This is a genomic window from Pseudomonas chlororaphis subsp. chlororaphis, from assembly GCF_003945765.1.
Lineage (GTDB): Bacteria > Pseudomonadota > Gammaproteobacteria > Pseudomonadales > Pseudomonadaceae > Aquipseudomonas > Aquipseudomonas chlororaphis.
In genome coordinates this window covers 1,799,419-1,815,638 of record NZ_CP027712.1, presented here as the reverse complement: position 1 = coordinate 1,815,638, position 16,220 = coordinate 1,799,419, and the positions used below count along the sequence as shown (strand labels likewise).

Here is a 16,220-nt window from a genome sequence, read left to right as displayed (position 1 = left end):
TCACAGCAGCTTCAACTCGGGCACGGCGATCACGAAACGTCCGCCCCACTGGCGAACGTGGGCCAGTTGCTCGCTGACTTCCGACAGCAGGTTCCACGGCAGCACCAGTACATAGTCCGGACGCTCGCTGTCGATACGCTCGGGCGCGACTACAGGAATTCGGCTGCCGGGCAGGAACTTACCCTGCTTGTGCGGGCTGGCGTCAGCAACCCAGGCCAGCAGGTCCGGCTTGACCCCGGCGTAATTGAGCAAGGTGTTGCCCTTGGCCGCGGCGCCGTAACCTACCACGCGCTTGCCTTCGGCCTTGGCCTGGAGCAGGAAGCGCAACAGGTCATGCTTGATGCGTTCTGCAGCGGGTGCCAGCGTGGCGTAGAACTCGGGGGTCTTCACGCCCGCGTCGAACTCGGTTTGCAACTGCTGCTGCACCGCCGGTTGCACGGCGCGGCGTTCGCCGTCCTTGCGCTGGACGAAAACCCGTAGCGAACCACCATGGGTGGTCAACTGGCTGATGTCGAAGACTTCCAGTCCGTTGCGCTCGCACAGTGCCTGCACGGCGGTCAGGGACAGATAGGAATAGTGTTCGTGATAGAGCGTGTCGAACTGCGCGCCGGCCATCAGCGTCAGCAGTTGCGGGAATTCGAAGGTGGCCACGCCGGTCGGCTTGAGCAGCGTCGCGAAACCGCCGAGGAAATCGTTGATATCCGGTACATGGGCCAGCACATTGTTGGCCGCCATCAGGTCGGCGGCCCAGCCTTGGCTTTTCAACTGCGCGGCAGTGTCGCGACCGAAGAACAGCTCACGAATCTCCAGGCCTTTTTCCCGCGCGGCTTGCGCAGTGCTGCGGGTCGGCTCGACGCCCAGGCATTTGATCCCGCGAGCGGCCACGTACTGCAACAGGTAACCGTCGTTGGCGGCGACTTCCACCATACGGCTGTCAGCCGTCAAGCCAAAGCGCTCGACCATCTCGGCCACATAGCGCTCGGCGTGGGCCAGCCAAGTGCTGGAGAAAGAACTGAAATAGGCGTACTCGGCATCGAACAGGCTTTCGGCGCTGGTGTAATCCTCGGTCTGTACCAGCCAGCATTGCTGGCACACAGCGACCTTCAGCGGCACCCATTGCTCGGCCTGTTCAAGACGCTCGGCATGCACATAGGCGTTGGACGGTGGCGAGGTGCCGAGGTCGATCAACGGCAGGCTCAGCGGTGCGGCGCACCCACGGCAGTTCATAGACGCACTCCAGCAAAGTGTTGATCGAGCGCGGGATGGCTGGAATCCCGGGCCGACAGATTATTGACAGGCAACGGCCAGGCAATCGCCAGCCGTGGATCGTTCACCGACAGACCGCCCTCGTGCTCCGGCGTGTAATCGGCGCTGTGCAGGTAGAGCAGCTCGGCGTCGTCGGTGAGGGTCTGAAAACCGTGGGCGAATCCGGCCGGGATCAGCAGGCTACGGCCATCGCCGGCCTTCAAGTGCTCGGCGTGCCAGTGCAGAAAGGTTTCGGAGTCCGGACGCAGATCCACCGCCACATCCCACACCTCGCCGCGCAGGCAGGTAATCAGCTTGGCTTCCGGCGCATTGGCGTTCTGGTAATGCAGGCCGCGCACACTACCCTTCTCGCGGGTACAGGAATGATTGATCTGACGGATATGAAACTCGCTGTCGAATGCACTCAGACTGCCTTCGCAGAACAGCCGGGCGAAATGTCCGCGCTGATCTTCGAAGCGCTTGTGCTGGACGCTGAACAGCCCGGCCAGCGGCAGCTGCTTCAAGGAAAACTCGCTCACAGCGCGCCCCGGTACAGGTTCAGTTGAGCGAGGGTCACAGTGCGCATGTCGTCGCCTCGTTGCCAGGCCAGGTGCCAGTCCAGGGTCTGTGCCAGGCATTGCTGCAGCGACCAGCGCGGTTGCCAGGCCAGCAGTTGGCGTGCGCGGCTACTGTCCAGGCGCAACAGGCCGGCTTCGTGCAACTCGCTCGGTTCGATCCGCAGCCCGGGGGCGGCCGGCCAGCGCGCGGCCAGCAACTCGACCACTTCACCGACGCTGCACATGTCCGCTTCGCTTGGCCCGAAGTTCCAGGCCCCGGCAAACTGCGGCCCTTGTTCGTAGAGGCCGGCGGCCAGTTGCAGGTAGCCGGCCAGTGGCTCCAGGGCGTGCTGCCACGGGCGCACCGCCTGCGGGTAGCGCAGGGTCACCGGCTCGTCGGCCGACCAGGCCTTGAGCACATCGGGGATCAGCCGTTCGGGGGCAAAGTCGCCGCCGCCCAACACGTTGCCGGCGCGCGCCGTGGCCAGGGCCAGGCCGTGCTCGGCATAACGCTCGGCCGGGAAGAATGAAGCGGCATAGGACTGCGCCAGCAACTCGCAGCACGCCTTGCTGCTGCTGTAGGGGTCATGCCCGCCCAGGGCTTCGTTTTCACGGTACGGCCACAGCCATTCCTGATTGGCGTAGACCTTGTCGGTGGTCACCAGCACGCAGGCGCGCACGCCGCCGACCTGACGGATCGCTTCCAGCAGGTTGAGGGTGCCCATCACGTTGCTGGAGTAAGTACCCAGCGGGTCGCGATAGCCTTCGCGCACCAGCGGCTGCGCCGCCAGGTGCAGGACGATTTCCGGCTGCGTCTCGGCGATCAGTTCCAGCAAGGCGCCAAGGTCGCGCAGGTCGCCGCGCTGGTCGTTGATACCCTCGGCGACCCGCGCCAGCTCGAACAGGCTCGGCTCGGTCGCAGGGTCCAGGGAGAAGCCACTGACTTCGGCCCCCAGGCTGTGCAACCACAGGCTCAGCCAACTGCCCTTGAAACCGGTGTGGCCGGTCAGCAAAACCCGCTTGCCACGCCAGAATTGCGCGCTCAGGCCCACTGCTTCCATGGGGCCTCCCCGCTCTGCCAGAGCTGCTCCAGGTGGTTCTTGTCACGCAGGGTGTCCATCGGATGCCAGAAGCCGTCGTGCTGGAAGGCATGCAATTGGCCTTGCCGGGCCAGGGTGGTCAGCGGCTCGGCTTCCCACACCGTGTCGTCGGCCGTCAGCAGCGGCAACACCTTGGGTGACAGCACGAAAAAGCCGCCATTGATCCAGCCACCATCACCGCGGGGCTTTTCGGTAAAGCCCAGGACGCTGTCGCCGTCGCGCTCCAGGGCGCCGTAACGGCCAGGCGGCTGCACCGCCGTGACGGTCGCGTGCTTGCCATGGGCCAGGTGGAAGTCCACCAGGGCGCCGATATTCAGATCGGAAACGCCGTCGCCGTAGGTAAAGCAGAAGGCTTCTTCGTTCTCCAGGTAGCGCCCGGCCCGGCGCAGACGGCCGCCGGTCATGGTTTCCTCACCGGTGTCGATCAGGGTCACGCGCCAGGGCTCGCTGTAGTTCTGGTGAACGTCCATGCGGTTTTCCCGCATGTCGAAGGTGACGTCGGAGGTGTGCAGGAAGTAGTTGGCGAAGAAATCCTTGATCGCGTACCCCTTGTAGCCCAGGCAGATCACGAAGTCGTGAATACCGTGGGCGGAGTACTGCTTCATGATGTGCCAGAGAATTGGCTTGCCGCCGATCTCGATCATCGGCTTGGGCTTGAGATGGGACTCTTCGCTGATGCGCGTGCCCAGGCCACCCGCCAAAATAACTGCCTTCATCGTCTCCCCTCTTGTTCGTCACAGGGCTCTGCCAAGCTGTACCGAGCTTTTTGCGGGCCTTCTGGATAAAACCTTGTGCCGTTGGCGGCGCTTCGCTGTTTGACGCAAGCGCTCGTTTTATGGCGATTTCGAGGGGGCTTGCAGGAAACGCGCCAGCTCCTGGGTCCCGGCCCATGGCCCTGGCACCGTGGAGAGCCCGGGAGGCGACGCCACAAGGATCGCCTTCAGCAGCGAGAAAACCGGCGCACCCTCCACTGGATCGCCGCCATAAAAAAGCCAGGCATCGAAAGCCTGGCTTGTTTAGTTCCCGCCTCGGATCAATCCGGCAACCACCCCTGCATCCACAGATTCAGGTTGTTGCCCCGCAGCATGTAGTCGCGCAGGACTTCCTCGCGCAGCGCATCGCCCATGCGGTAGCTGGCGTCGGGGTCGGCCAGGTGCATGCGGATCGCCTCGATCCACTCCTGGGTGCTGTTGCTCACGACCTTGGTACACGGCAGGTAGCCACGATAGGCCTCGGTGTCGGTGCAGATCACCGGATAACCGCAGGCGCCGTATTCCAGCAGGCGCAGGTTGCTCTTGCAGTCGTTGAAGATATGGAATTCCAGCGGCGCCAGGGCCAGGTCGAGGTTGAGGCTGGCCAGCTTGAACGGATAGGCCTGCAGGCTGATGACAGAGTGGAACTCATGGACATAAGGCCGCAGCTGGTCCGGACACATGCCGAAGAACACCCACTCGACTTCATTGGCCAACTCACGCACCACATCGACAATGATTTCCAGGTCGCCGGTGTGGCTGGTGCCGCCGCCCCAGCCTACTCGTGGCTTGCTCGAGGTACCGCGGCGACTGGTCAGACTGCCCCAGGGATCGACCGGCAACATGTTCGGCACGATCCGGATATCGCTGTGCATGCTCGACAGCGCATCAGCCAGCGGTTGCGTGGTGACCACTACCCGATCACACAGAGCAATGCTCTGGCGCAGCATTTCTTCGGTATTGACCGGCGTGTTGCGTGCATGGGAGTTTTTCTTCGGCGCGCTGATCACATAGTCGTCCAGCTCGAATACCCTCAGGGCACTGGAGTAGTTTTTCATACGCTGGATATCGCTCTCCGCGCCGCCGCTGTAGCGACATTGCAGGATGATCGAATCGGGGGACAGGCGCTCAATCTCCACGCTCGACGGGGACTCATAGGCGAACCGACCGAGCACCCGCCCTTCCTCTTCCAGCGCCATGAGGGGCGCGGTCACCCGGTAATGGCCCACTGCCGTTTTGGTTACCGGCAAACCGAGCACCAGTGGCAAGGCGCGGGTCGAGAACGGGTTCCAGTTGTTGCGCAGCCCCACCTCCAGGCTGAAGCTGGAATACCCCAGGCTCAGGGCCGGGTTGTAGGCCGGATCGCGCGCGACCAGGGGCATCCAGCAGCGATAGAAGGTGTCGTGCTCGCGCTCCTGTCGCTCCAGGGCTCCAGGCTCTTGCGGTGCCTGCTCGGCGGGCGCCAGCATCAAGCTGGCATAGGGCGTCCAGACCACCAGGTAACCGTCGCGACTGATCCGCAGGCACAGGTCGACATCACCCAAGACCTGGGAATAGTTGACCTCATCCAGCTGGCCGACACTGTCGAAGACTTCCTTGCGCACCAGCAGGCAATCGCCGCTGACCGCGCTCCAGCTCTGCGGCACCTGCAAGCGCTGCATGTAACCGCGAGCACTGGCGGCCTCGCCGGAGAACGGTGAGCTGGCGGCACCGGCCAGGCCGAGGACCAGCCCGGCGTGCATGATCGAGCCGTCCAGACCGAGCAATCGCGCGCCCACCACGCCCACTTCCGGCCGCTGGGCGTGATTGAGCAGCTCGTCCAGCCAGTCGCCGGAGCAGATCAGCGCATTGGCGCTGAGCAACAGCAGGTACTCACCGCGCGCCTGTTGCGCCGCGTAATTGCGCAGCGCCGCATCGCTAGCGCTGCCGGCAAACGGCACCACTCGCAACATGTCGGCGCCCAGTTGCGCCATGGCTTGCAGCCAGCCGGCCATGGCCGGGTCGCGGCTGCCGCTGTCGACGATCAGGATCTCGTAATGGCTGTAGGCGGTCTTTTCGATCAGGCTCTCGGTGCAGCGCTGCAAGGCCACCAGCGAATCGCCGGCCTGAATGATGATCGACACCAGCGGCCGCTGCGGGAACAGGTAGTCGATGCGGTTGAGCAGCGGCAATTCGTCATGACGAATCCGATGCTCGACGCCAATCCTGTCCAGATGCGCACCGACCAGGCCGGCATTGCCCTCGATCACTTCGGGCAGCGACAGCCAGTCGGCGAAATTGAGCGGGCTCTCGACCTGGATCTCGGCAATGTGTTCGATGGTCTGCGGACCTGCCTCTTCCACCAGGCGCCACAGCACGTCATGAGGGGCCAGCTCGCCGAAGGCCGGATCGAAACCGCCCAGGGCCATAAAGCGCTGGCGCTCGAACGCCAGCGTCCGGCCGACATAGGGGTAACCGCGCATCAGGTCCAGGTTGAAGTCGGGCTTGAACACCGGGTCGCTGGACTCGCCCTCGATCCGCGCACCTTCATCGCTGTAGATGCACAGCGCGCCCGGCGTCGCGGCGATACGTTCGGCGAGGATCAGCAGCGCCGATTCCTGGAGGATGTCGCCGGCGCGCAGCAGGTAAAACCAGTGGCAACCTTCCAGCTGCGGCACCAGCGCATTGAGCTGCTGCGGCCACTGCATTTCCAGCGGCAGTTGCAGCACGCGTTCGTGCTCCGTGCATTCGGCATTGGACAGGACCAGGATCGCCTGCGGCGCATACAACTGCTGCCCCAGGCTCTGCAGGGTCGACTCCAGAGCCATGCCATCGGCGTCCAGGTCGATCACGATGGGCACGATCTGCGGCCGCATCGGCCAGCTGGCGATGCGCTGCGGCAAGTGGCGCTTCTCGGTCTCGCTGAAACGCCGGATGGCCAGCCACTCCTGGTAGAACTCGGCGTAGCTTTCGCTCTCGCCGCCGACCCGACCACTGACCACCGTATTGCGGTTGCCGAGCACACGGCTCACGCAGAGCTCGTCCCACTGCCAGGATGGCTCGGACATTTTTGCCAGGTCGACACAACGCACCCAGCCCGAGGCCGGGGCCGACTCGCCGCTGCGCGCGGCGAGCATCTGCGCCAGCCAGTCCCATTCGAGCTTCTCCGCCCGCTGCATTTCCGGCTGCTTGCTCAAGCGCTCCGGATACAGACGCTCGGTACTCAGCACGGTGTTGAGCAGCGCCAGGTTGCCGCGGCGCATCAGGCACACGAACAGCGCCAGGTCCAGCAGCGCGACAAACCCCGCGCCCTCCTGCGTCAAGGCTGGCAGCAGCTCGAGCACATCGGCGCGGCGCATCAGGGTCGAACTGAAATTACCGAGGAAGTTGCGCGGCGTGCTCTCAAGGATCGCCAGCATGTCGTCGCCCTTGAGCATGGCGTCGTTCGGCGACAGCCGGGCGTTCTCGACCCGCGGCGGCAGAATGAAGTTGCTGGCGTCGCTCATCATGCGCAGGGCGCAGACCAGATTGATCTCGGGGTGCTCGACCAGCACCTGGGCCTGCATGGCAATGCTGGGAGCAAACAGGCGGTCGTCGTCACAGAGGATCTTGATCAGTTCGCCCCGCGCCTCTTCGACACAACGCATCAGGTTCTTCTGCATACCCAGGCGCCGTGGGTTGCGCAGATAACGCACCGGATGGGGCGGCTCGGCGATGGCGTCCACCGCCTGACGGATCTCATCACCGGCCGAGTCGTCGCAGATGACGATTTCGACCCGTTCCCAGGTCTGGGCCAGCGCACTCTCGAACGCCTGGCTGAAGAAGCGCGGATTGAAGGCAGGGATGACGATGCTGACTAGCGGGCGTTGATTCACGACGGGAAACTCTCGAGCGGCGGGCCCGGCCTGGTCAGGCGGGCCGCGGAACCGCTTAATGAAGACGGTTGACGGCTCGGCGGTGCGGCCGCGCTCACAGGAGCGCGACCGGGCTCAGGCTCAGACCTTGTTGAACAGGCCCAGTTGGGCAATCTTGCTGAAGGCCAGTTGCGAGGCTTGCAGCATGGTCTGTTGCAGGGTCAGGCGGGTCATCACCTCGGCCGGGTCGGAATCGCGGATTGCCGACTGGGTCTGGGTATTGGCGGCGCTCAGGCTCATATTGGTTTCGTTCTGAATCTCCAGCGCCGACCCACGACCACCGATATCACTGACCGCACTCGCCACCTGGTTGGCACCGCTGGCCAGGTTGGCCATCCCCGCCTGCAACCCCGCGTTGAGTTTCTGGATGGCGATCGGATCACCGTTGGTCGGTGTATCCAGCACCGTACGCAGTTGGCTGATGGTGTCGAGGACGTTCTGGGTCTGGTGGTTGTTGACCGCCACCACATACTGGTCGCCCGCCGCTGGCGTACCGCTGAAGGTGAAGCCCACGCCAGACGCCGTGGCAGTGGAGCCGGCCATGGTGCCGGTGGAAACCGGCTTGCTGTCGGCGGTCAACGGCGATGCATACAGCTCGTAGTCGGTGGCGCTGGTGAACTTGAGGATCGCACCACCGCTCGGGAAGCTGGCGTTGTAGGCGTTGCTGTTGCTGACGCTGGCACCGGTCACGACTGCGGTCGACGGGTTGCCCGGGCTGCGCGAAACGTTGAAGGAGTCAGGCTTGGCCGCCAGGGTGAAGCTGTGACCGGCGATCTCCGTGTTCGGGGGGGTGGCATCGCCAGGTTTCAGGTTGATGCTCAGGCGCAGATCGACGCCGCGGAAACTGACGGTCTGTGCCTCGGCGCCCTTGCTGGAGGAGAAGGAGCCATTCTGGCTGGCCTCGGACGTCACGTCGTTGCCGGCGCTGTCGGTGATCTTGAACTGAGTGCTGCTGAGGAAGCTGATGGTGTATGGCTCGCCGCTGCGGAACTCACTGTTGTACTTCGGATTCGAAGACACCTGGCCGTTGGACAGCGTCACCCGGCCATCATCCACCGCCGGCGCGGTCATGCTGACCTGGCTGCGGCTGGTATTGATGGCTTGCTGGAAGGCGGCCCAGCCGGTGGTATTGGTGGCCATGGACATGGTGTCGCCCACCGGCAGGTTCAGCGTGGTCTGGTCGCCATTGTAGCTGTAGGTGCCGTCGGAGTTGCGGGTGAACGGCACGGTGTCGCCCTGGGAACCGGCAAAGATGTACTTGCCGTTTTCGTCCTGGGTGTTCATCAAGCTCAGCAACTGCTCTTCGATCTGCGCCAGTTCGGCGGCGTTGGCCTTGCGGTCGGCGTCGGTGTAACCGGCGTTGCCGGCTCCGCTCGCCAGTTCCTGGGCACGCGCCAGAACGTTGGTGATACTGGTCAGGGCCGATTCGGCCTGGCCCAGGGACGCTTTGATCGAGGTGGTGTTGGCCGAATACTGACTCAGCAGCGAAGCCTGCTGGCCCAGTTGCAGCAGGCGCGAGGCGCCTACCGGATCATCGGCCGCGGTGTTGACGCGAATCAGGCTGCTAGCCTCTTCGCTGCTCTTGACCGCATTGGCGAAGTTCTTCTGGTAGTTGGCAGCCGAGGACTCGTAAAACTGGGCGGTGGAAATACGCATGGACTACGACTCCTTAAAGGCTGTTGATCAGGGTGGCGAAGGTTTCCTGCGCCGCCTTGATGATCTGCGAGGACGCGGTGTAGTACTGCTGGTACTTGACCAGGTTGCCGGTCTCTTGATCCAGGTCGACCCCGGACAACGAATCCCGCGCGCCCTTGGCGTTGGCCAGGATCGTCTCGGTGGCCGCGCTGTCGAGCTTGCCCTGGCTGGCCTTGGCACCGACGTTCTCCACCAGCTTGCCGTAGGCGTCGACCAGGGTGATGCCCTTGCTGGCCGAACCGGTATCCACCGTCTGCTTGCTCTGCAGGCCCGCCAGCGCGGTGCCGTTGCGGTTATCGGTGGAACCGGCACCGTTGAACTTGATGTTCAGCCCTTCGCCTTCCTTCGGCGAACCAGCGACGCTCATTTCCACGGTGAAGGTTTTCTGCACCGGCGGTGTGCCGCCGTCGGTGATCGGGTTGCCGCTGGCATCGACCATCTTGATCTGCAGGTTCAGGGTGTTGTTCTGCCCCGGGACGATCGAACCGGTGCCCATCAACGTGCCCTTGGCATCGTAGTATTTGTAGCCCTGGCTGCCGCCCGCGGGGGCGTCGAAGACCAGCTTGACCGGTACCGAATTCTTGATCGCGGTCTGCATCTCGGTTTTGGCGGCCGAGTTGTAGATATCCAGCGCCGGCTTGACTGTCGGCAGGCCCGGAATACTCAGCGAACCGGTGGCCCCCGGCAGTACCTCGGCATTCAGCGGCGCGGCGATGGCCAGGCGCTTGGCGTCGGTCAGCTCGGTCTTGATCGTGGTCGCCGCGTTACGGGTCGGGGTGATCTTGAAACTGTCGCCGGCGCTCATCGCCCCGCCGTTGAGGCTCAGGGTGAAACCGTCGATCACCGGTGGCGGCGTGGTGGTGGTGCTGAACGCGCCCAGGCTGGTGCCGTCGGAGCGCTTGACCGTGTAGTCGGTGGCGCTGGTGAAGGTCACCTGGTAGTCGCTGATGGTCAGCTTGCCGGTGTCCTTGATGGTCACGTCGAGGTTGCCCGAACCGGCGCTGTTGTTGCCATTGGCAATGCTGCGCTGGCTGATCAGGGCCGCACTGTTGATGTTGTTGAACAGTGCCGCGCCGAACTCGCCGTTCTTGTCGATGCCCTGTCCGAGCTGGCTGTTGACCTGGTCGGCGATCACCAGGGCCACGCGCCCCAGTTCGTTCATCGCCGGGTCCAGCACCTCGTTGCGATAGCGCAACAGGCCGCCGATCTCGCCACCGGTGACCACCGAGGTCACATCGATAGTGCTCGAGCCGCGATTGAGCTGCAGCGAGGAACGGGTCGGGTCGGTCTTTCCGGGGACCACTTCCAGTTTGCTGGTGGTGTTACCCACGACCAGCGGCTGGCCGCTGCCCAGGTACAGGTCGACGCTCGAGCCGCGCTCCGAGACATCCACTTTGACGAACTGCGACAGCTGGCGCAGCGTCTCGTTGCGCGCGTCGAGCAGGTCGTTGGGCATGCCACCGCCACTGGAGACTTCGGAAATCTTCTGGTTCAGCTGGGCGACAGTGGCCGCCAGCTTGTTGACCTGGTCAGCCATGCTACTCAGGTTGCCGTTGATGTTGGCGTTCTGCTCGTTCAACTGGCTGGAAACGGAATTGAAGCGGTTGCTCAGGGCTTGCGCGTCGCTGAGCAGCAATTGGCGCGAGGCATCGTCGGCCGGCTTGGCGTTGACGTTCTGCATCGAGGCAAAGAATTTGGTCAGCGCGCCGGTGATGCCGGTGCCGCTGTCCGACAGCAGCTTGTCCACCGGGGTGATCTGCCCCAGATAGGCAGCGGCATCGCTGTTCAGCGAGGTGGTGGTCTGCAGCTGGGCGTCCAGGTAGCTGTTGTACACCCGGCGCACGTCGGCCAAGGTGGTACCGCTGCCGATGAAGACATTGCCGTACTGGTTCGATGCCTTGCTGCCCTGCACGGTCTGCTGGCGCGAATAACCGGCGGTATCGGCGTTGGCGATGTTATTACCCGTGGTCATCAACGACGTTTGGCTGGCTGACAGCCCCGACATCCCGATATTGAGCAAACTCATGATTCAGACCTTATAAATTCGTGGAAGCGCCCGCCGCAGCGTAGTTCTCGTAGCTCTTCATCTGCTTGGCAATCTGCGAAATCTTGCTTGCGTAGTCCGGGTCGGTTGCATACCCGGCCTTTTGCAACTCGCGTACAAACTGTTCGGGGTTATCGGCCGACTTCAGCACTTCTTGATAGCGATTGTTGCTCTGCAACAAGGTCACCAGGTCGTGGAAGCTGTCCTGATACGAGGCATAGGAACGGAACTCGGCCGTCTCCTTGACCATCTGGCCATTTCTGAATTCGCTGGTGATCGCCCGCGCCTGGTCGCCCTTCCAACTGCTGCCGGCCTTGATGCCGAACAGGTTGTGGCTGCTGCTGCCGTCCTGCTGGCGCATCACCGATTTGCCCCAGCCGGTTTCCAGTGCGGCCTGGGCCACCAGGTAGCGCGGATCGACACCGATGCGGTCGGCGGCCTGCTGCGCCATCGGCAGCATGGTGGCGACGAATTCGTCCGCCGAGCTGAAGGCTTTCTTCGCCGGCGCCAACGGTGGCTGGGCCACGGCGCGACCGTAGATCTGCATGCGTCCGTGGGGCACCGCGGCAAAGCTGCGCGAGCTGTTCTTGACCAGCGCGTCGGTAGCGGCCGTGGTGCGTTCCGGCAAGGCCGTCCTGTTGGCTACGGCACTGTCGGCCGACGGCACGATACCCGCCAGCAGGCGATCGGTCAGCTTGCTCGGCAGGGAAATACGCCGCTGGTTGAGCAGCGCCATATCGTTATGGGTACCGCTGTCGGCGGCGCGCTGCGGTTCCAGCGCACGAGACGCCCACAACGGACGCTGACCATTGACCCGCGACAATGGCCCGCCCAAAGCGGTGGTGCCGGCAGCGATGGCGGTTGGCGTCGCGACCTTTTCAGTCAGCGCGACCTTTTCAGCCTGGGCGCCGGGCAGGGTCGCCGCCGCGGCAGGATTAGTAGATTTGTTCTTCGACATCTGGCGCATCAGCACATCGGCCAGGCCGATGCCACCGCCCTCGCGGGACATGGAAACCGCCAGTTGCTGGTCGTACATTTCCTGGTATTGCTTGGCCGCCGGGGTATTGAGCGGGTTGTCCTTGCCCAGCGCTTCGGTGGCCGAGCGCATGGACTTGAGCATTTCGTTGAGGAACAGCGACTCGAACTCCTGCGCCACCTTGCGCATGTTGGCGTCGCTGTTCTTGTCGCCGACCTTGAGCTGGTTAAGCCGGTTGAGGTCCGAGTAGGAACCCGAATCGCCGCTGCTGACCAGACCGCTCTTGCGAATATCCATGGCCCCTACCTCAAATCACGATCAGGTCGGCTTGCAGCGCGCCGGCCTGTTTCAAGGCTTCGAGGATCGCCATCAGGTCGCCCGGTGCCGCGCCGACCTGATTCACCGCACGCACGATCTCGTCGAGGGTGGTGCCCGGGCCGAACTTGAACATCGGCTTGGCTTCCTGTTCGGCGTTGACCCGCGAGCGTGGCACGACCGCGGTCTGGCCATTGGACAGCGGTCCAGGCTGGCTGACGATCGGGTCTTCGGTGATGGTCACGGTAAGGCTGCCGTGAGTCACGGCGGCTGGCGACACCTTGACGTTCTGGCCGATGACGATAGTGCCGGTGCGCGAGTTGATGATGACCTTGGCCACCGCCTGCCCCGGATCGATTTCCAGGTTCTCGAGGATCGACAGATAGTCGACGCGCTGGCTCGGATCGAGCGGCGCGGTGACGCGGATCGAACCGCCGTCGATAGCCTGGGCCACGCCCGGGCCGAGCATGTCGTTGATCTTGTCGACGATGCGCTTGGCGGTGGTGAAGTCGGAACGGTTGAGGTTCAGGGTCAGGCTGTTGCCCTGGTTGAAACCGCTCGGTACCGCGCGCTCCACCGAGGCACCGCCAGGGATGCGACCGGCCGACGGAACGTTGACCGTGATCTTCGAACCGTCACGCCCCTCGGCGTCGAAACCGCCCACCACCAGGTTGCCCTGGGCGATGGCGTAGACGTTGCCGTCGATCCCCTTGAGTGGCGTCAGCAGCAAGGTGCCACCACGCAGGCTCTTGGAGTTGCCGATGGAGGACACGGTGATATCCACCTGCTGCCCCGGCTTGGCGAACGCTGGCAGATCGGCGCTCACCGATACCGCCGCGACGTTCTTCAACTGCACGTTGCCGGAACCCGGCGGCACCTTGATGCCGAACTGCGACAGCATGTTGTTGAAGGTCTGCAGGGTGAAGGGTGTCTGGGTCGTCTGGTCGCCGGTGCCATTAAGCCCGACCACCAGGCCGTAGCCGATCAACTGGTTGGAACGCACGCCGGAAATGCTGGCGATGTCCTTCAGCCGTTCGGCTTGAGCGTGGCAGGCCGCCGAAAGCAACAGCGCGGCCAGCATGAGGCGTTTGAAATTCAACGTAGCCACCTAGAAAGGGAACAGCGGGCTGAGGAAGAAACGGTCGAACCAGCCCGGCTGGCTCGCATCGGCAAAGGCACCGGTGCCCGAATAGGTGATGCGTGCGTCGGCGACGCGGGTCGAGGACACCGTGTTGTCGGTGGCAATATCGTCGGCGCGCACCAGGCCGGCAATCCGCACCAACTCGTCGCCGGTGTTGAGGGTCAGCCACTTCTCGCCGCGCACGGCGATGATGCCGTTGGGCAGCACGTCGGCCACCGTCACGGTGATCGAACCGGTCAGGCTGTTGCTCTGGCCGGACTTGCTGTCGCCCTTGGTGGCCCGGTCGCCGCTGTAACCGACGTCCAGGCTCAGGTCGCCGCTGCCCACCGGGTTATTGGTGCTCAGGCCACCACCGAAAAACGAGGTCAGGCCGATGCCGGTCTTGCTGTTCTTGTCGACCTGCGAGTTGGCGTTCTTGCTCGCCTGGGTCCGCTCGTTGAGAGTGATGGTGATGATGTCGCCCACGCGGAACGCCTTGCGGTCGCTGTAGAGGTTCTGCTCGAAGCCGGCCTGGTAGATCGAGCCGTTGTTGGCCGCAGCCGGCAACGGAGTACGTGGCAACACCGGAGCGTAATACGGGTCATTGGGCTTCGGCGTCGGGGCCACGCAGCCTCCGAGCACGACGAACCCACTCAGTGCGAGAACAGATACAAAGCGATTCATGACCCTACCTCATGGTGTTGCAGGCGGCCGCTGGGCCGCCCCAGGACTTGATTACAGATTCTGCGTGACGAACGAGAGCATCTGGTCGGCGGTGGAGATCACCTTGGAGTTCATCTCGTAGGCGCGCTGGGTGGTGATCATGTTGACCATCTCCTCAACGGTGCTGACGTTGGAGGTTTCCAGGGTGTTCTGCAGGGTGGTGCCGAAACCGTTGAGGCCCGGGGTACCGACTTGCGGCGCGCCGCTGGCGGCGGTTTCCAGGAACAGGTTGTTGCCCGTCGCTTGCAGGCCGGCCGGGTTGATGAAGTCGGCGGTCTGCAGGTTGCCGATCACTTGCGAGGCCGGGTTGCCGGCGGTGGTGATCGAGACGGTGCCGTCCTGGCCCACGGTGAAGGTCTGGGCGTCGTTCGGCACGACGATCGCCGGCTCCAGCGCGAAGCCGTTGGCGGTGACGATCTGGCCGTTGGAATCAAGGTGGAAGGTGCCGTCACGGGTGTAGGACGTGGTGCCGTCCGGTTGCAGGATCTGGAAGAAACCGCGGCCGTTGATGGCCATGTCCAGCGGCTGCTCGGTGGTCTGCAGGCTGCCGGCAGTGAAGTTCTTCTGGGTGCCGACGATGCGCACACCGGTACCCAGTTGCAGGCCCGACGGCAGCTCGCTGTCCTGGGTCGACTGGGCACCAGGCTGACGCTTGATCTGATACAGCAGGTCCTGGAACTCGGCGCGATCACGTTTGAAACCCGTGGTCGAAACGTTCGCCAGGTTGTTGGAAATGGTGGTCAGGTTAGTGTCCTGGGCGGACAGACCTGTTTTGGCAACCCACAGAGCCGGAAGCATTCGATTCTCCTCGTGCGCCTGTTTTACGGCGCGACGTACTGGTAATTAGCTGATCTGCAAGACCCGAGCCATGGCCTGGTCGTCTTCTTTGGCGGTGTTCATCATCTTGATGTGCAGCTCGAACTGCTTGGAGAGCGCCAGCACCGAGGTCATTTCCTCGACCGCATTGACGTTGCTCGACTCGAGGAATCCCGAGACCAGTTGCACATTGGCGTCAGCCGCTGCCGGCTGGCCGTCCTTGGTATGGATCGAACCGTCCAGCCCCTTGGTCATGTTCTTCAGGTCCGGATTGACCAGCTTGATGCGGTCGACCTCGGCCATCACCCGCGGGCCTTCGCCCATGGCGCGGATGCTGATGGTGCCGTCCTGGCCGACTTCCACCTGCTGCTCCGGCGGCACGGCGATCGGGCCGCCGTTGCCGATCACCGGCATGCCGTTGCCGGCGCGCAACACGCCCAGGGCGTCGATGTTCAGGCTGCCGGTGCGCACGTAGCTTTCACCGCCCTCCGGGGTCTGCACGGCGATCCAGCCATTGCCGCTGACCGCCACGTCGAGGTCGCGACCGGTTTCCACCAGCGAGCCAGGGGTGAAATCGGTAGCCGGCCGTTCGGACATGGCAAAGGCCCGCGCCGGAAAGCTGTCACCAAACACCGGCATCGAACGCGCCTGCTCCAGGTCGCGCTGGAAACCGTTGGTGGAGATGTTCGCCAGGTTGTTGGCATGCGCCTTTTGCGCCAGCGCATTCTGGCTGGCACCGGTCATGGCCACATAAAGGTACTTGTCCACAGTCTTTCCTCTGCATGTCGGACGTTTGCCGTCCACCGCTGTACTGCTGAGCCATAAGCAATAAGCGCACCAACTTGTTTTGCGGGCGGCCGAAGGCAGGAAATCCGGGAGCTTGAGGGCGTTCGAAGGGAATCGGGCGATTGTGTCAAAGACGAAAAACCGGCGCAGATATGCCGCTTACGGCAAGCCTCGGCCTCCAGGGCACTCCCCTGCCTC

The 16,220-nt window shown here is 63.6% G+C and carries 12 protein-coding genes; all 12 read right to left on the bottom strand.

What is annotated here, in order from left to right:
• Positions 1–1,227, bottom strand: a complete 1,227-nt coding sequence (locus tag C4K27_RS08240) for a class I SAM-dependent methyltransferase (RefSeq protein ID WP_053260106.1) — start codon at positions 1,225–1,227, stop codon at positions 1–3.
• Positions 1,224–1,784 carry a dTDP-4-dehydrorhamnose 3,5-epimerase family protein gene (locus tag C4K27_RS08235; protein WP_053260105.1) on the bottom strand — a complete coding sequence of 187 codons (561 nt, stop codon included), beginning with the start codon at positions 1,782–1,784 and terminating at the stop codon, positions 1,224–1,226. The genes C4K27_RS08240 and C4K27_RS08235 overlap by 4 nt, the downstream gene beginning before the upstream one ends.
• The gene (gene rfbG, locus C4K27_RS08230) at positions 1,781–2,863 is read right to left on the bottom strand and encodes a CDP-glucose 4,6-dehydratase (protein WP_053260104.1); all 1,083 of its coding nucleotides are present in this window, start codon (positions 2,861–2,863) and stop codon (positions 1,781–1,783) included. The genes C4K27_RS08235 and rfbG overlap by 4 nt, the downstream gene beginning before the upstream one ends.
• Positions 2,845–3,618 (bottom strand): glucose-1-phosphate cytidylyltransferase, encoded by a 774-nt coding sequence (gene rfbF / locus C4K27_RS08225; protein WP_053260103.1) that lies wholly within the window; start codon positions 3,616–3,618, stop codon positions 2,845–2,847. Before rfbF ends, rfbG begins: the two co-directional genes overlap by 19 nt.
• A gap of 317 nt (positions 3,619–3,935) precedes the next feature.
• Positions 3,936–7,508: a glycosyltransferase gene (locus C4K27_RS08220; RefSeq protein ID WP_053260102.1), complete on the bottom strand. Its 3,573-nt coding sequence runs from the start codon at positions 7,506–7,508 to the stop codon at positions 3,936–3,938.
• A gap of 120 nt (positions 7,509–7,628) precedes the next feature.
• Positions 7,629–9,203: a flagellar hook-associated protein 3 gene (locus C4K27_RS08215; RefSeq protein ID WP_053260101.1), complete on the bottom strand. Its 1,575-nt coding sequence runs from the start codon at positions 9,201–9,203 to the stop codon at positions 7,629–7,631.
• Between the two features lie 13 nt (positions 9,204–9,216).
• Positions 9,217–11,268: a flagellar hook-associated protein FlgK gene (gene flgK, locus C4K27_RS08210; RefSeq protein WP_053260100.1), complete on the bottom strand. Its 2,052-nt coding sequence runs from the start codon at positions 11,266–11,268 to the stop codon at positions 9,217–9,219.
• Between the two features lie 10 nt (positions 11,269–11,278).
• Positions 11,279–12,559, bottom strand: coding sequence for a flagellar assembly peptidoglycan hydrolase FlgJ (gene flgJ / locus C4K27_RS08205; RefSeq protein WP_053260099.1), 1,281 nt, complete (start codon positions 12,557–12,559; stop codon positions 11,279–11,281).
• 10 nt (positions 12,560–12,569) lie between these two features.
• Complete coding sequence (locus tag C4K27_RS08200; RefSeq protein ID WP_080748366.1) at positions 12,570–13,658, bottom strand: flagellar basal body P-ring protein FlgI; 1,089 nt, start codon at positions 13,656–13,658, stop codon at positions 12,570–12,572.
• 27 nt (positions 13,659–13,685) lie between these two features.
• Positions 13,686–14,381: a flagellar basal body L-ring protein FlgH gene (gene flgH / locus C4K27_RS08195; protein ID WP_053260098.1), complete on the bottom strand. Its 696-nt coding sequence runs from the start codon at positions 14,379–14,381 to the stop codon at positions 13,686–13,688.
• Between the two features lie 51 nt (positions 14,382–14,432).
• Positions 14,433–15,218 (bottom strand): flagellar basal-body rod protein FlgG, encoded by a 786-nt coding sequence (gene flgG, locus C4K27_RS08190; RefSeq protein ID WP_009047672.1) that lies wholly within the window; start codon positions 15,216–15,218, stop codon positions 14,433–14,435.
• A 45-nt stretch (positions 15,219–15,263) separates the two neighbouring features.
• Positions 15,264–16,004: a flagellar basal body rod protein FlgF gene (locus C4K27_RS08185; RefSeq protein WP_007922703.1), complete on the bottom strand. Its 741-nt coding sequence runs from the start codon at positions 16,002–16,004 to the stop codon at positions 15,264–15,266.
• Between the last annotated feature and the right edge of the window lie 216 nt (positions 16,005–16,220).

Coding starts and splice junctions, on each gene's coding strand:
- C4K27_RS08240 (WP_053260106.1), bottom strand. CDS start 1,227: ATGAACTGCCGTGGGTGCGCCGCACCGCTGAGCCTGCCGTTGATCGAC.
- rfbG (WP_053260104.1), bottom strand. CDS start 2,863: ATGGAAGCAGTGGGCCTGAGCGCGCAATTCTGGCGTGGCAAGCGGGTT.
- rfbF (WP_053260103.1), bottom strand. CDS start 3,618: ATGAAGGCAGTTATTTTGGCGGGTGGCCTGGGCACGCGCATCAGCGAA.
- C4K27_RS08215 (WP_053260101.1), bottom strand. CDS start 9,203: ATGCGTATTTCCACCGCCCAGTTTTACGAGTCCTCGGCTGCCAACTAC.
- flgK (WP_053260100.1), bottom strand. CDS start 11,268: ATGAGTTTGCTCAATATCGGGATGTCGGGGCTGTCAGCCAGCCAAACG.
- flgJ (WP_053260099.1), bottom strand. CDS start 12,559: ATGGATATTCGCAAGAGCGGTCTGGTCAGCAGCGGCGATTCGGGTTCC.
- C4K27_RS08200 (WP_080748366.1), bottom strand. CDS start 13,658: ATGCTGGCCGCGCTGTTGCTTTCGGCGGCCTGCCACGCTCAAGCCGAA.
- flgH (WP_053260098.1), bottom strand. CDS start 14,381: ATGAATCGCTTTGTATCTGTTCTCGCACTGAGTGGGTTCGTCGTGCTC.
- flgG (WP_009047672.1), bottom strand. CDS start 15,218: ATGCTTCCGGCTCTGTGGGTTGCCAAAACAGGTCTGTCCGCCCAGGAC.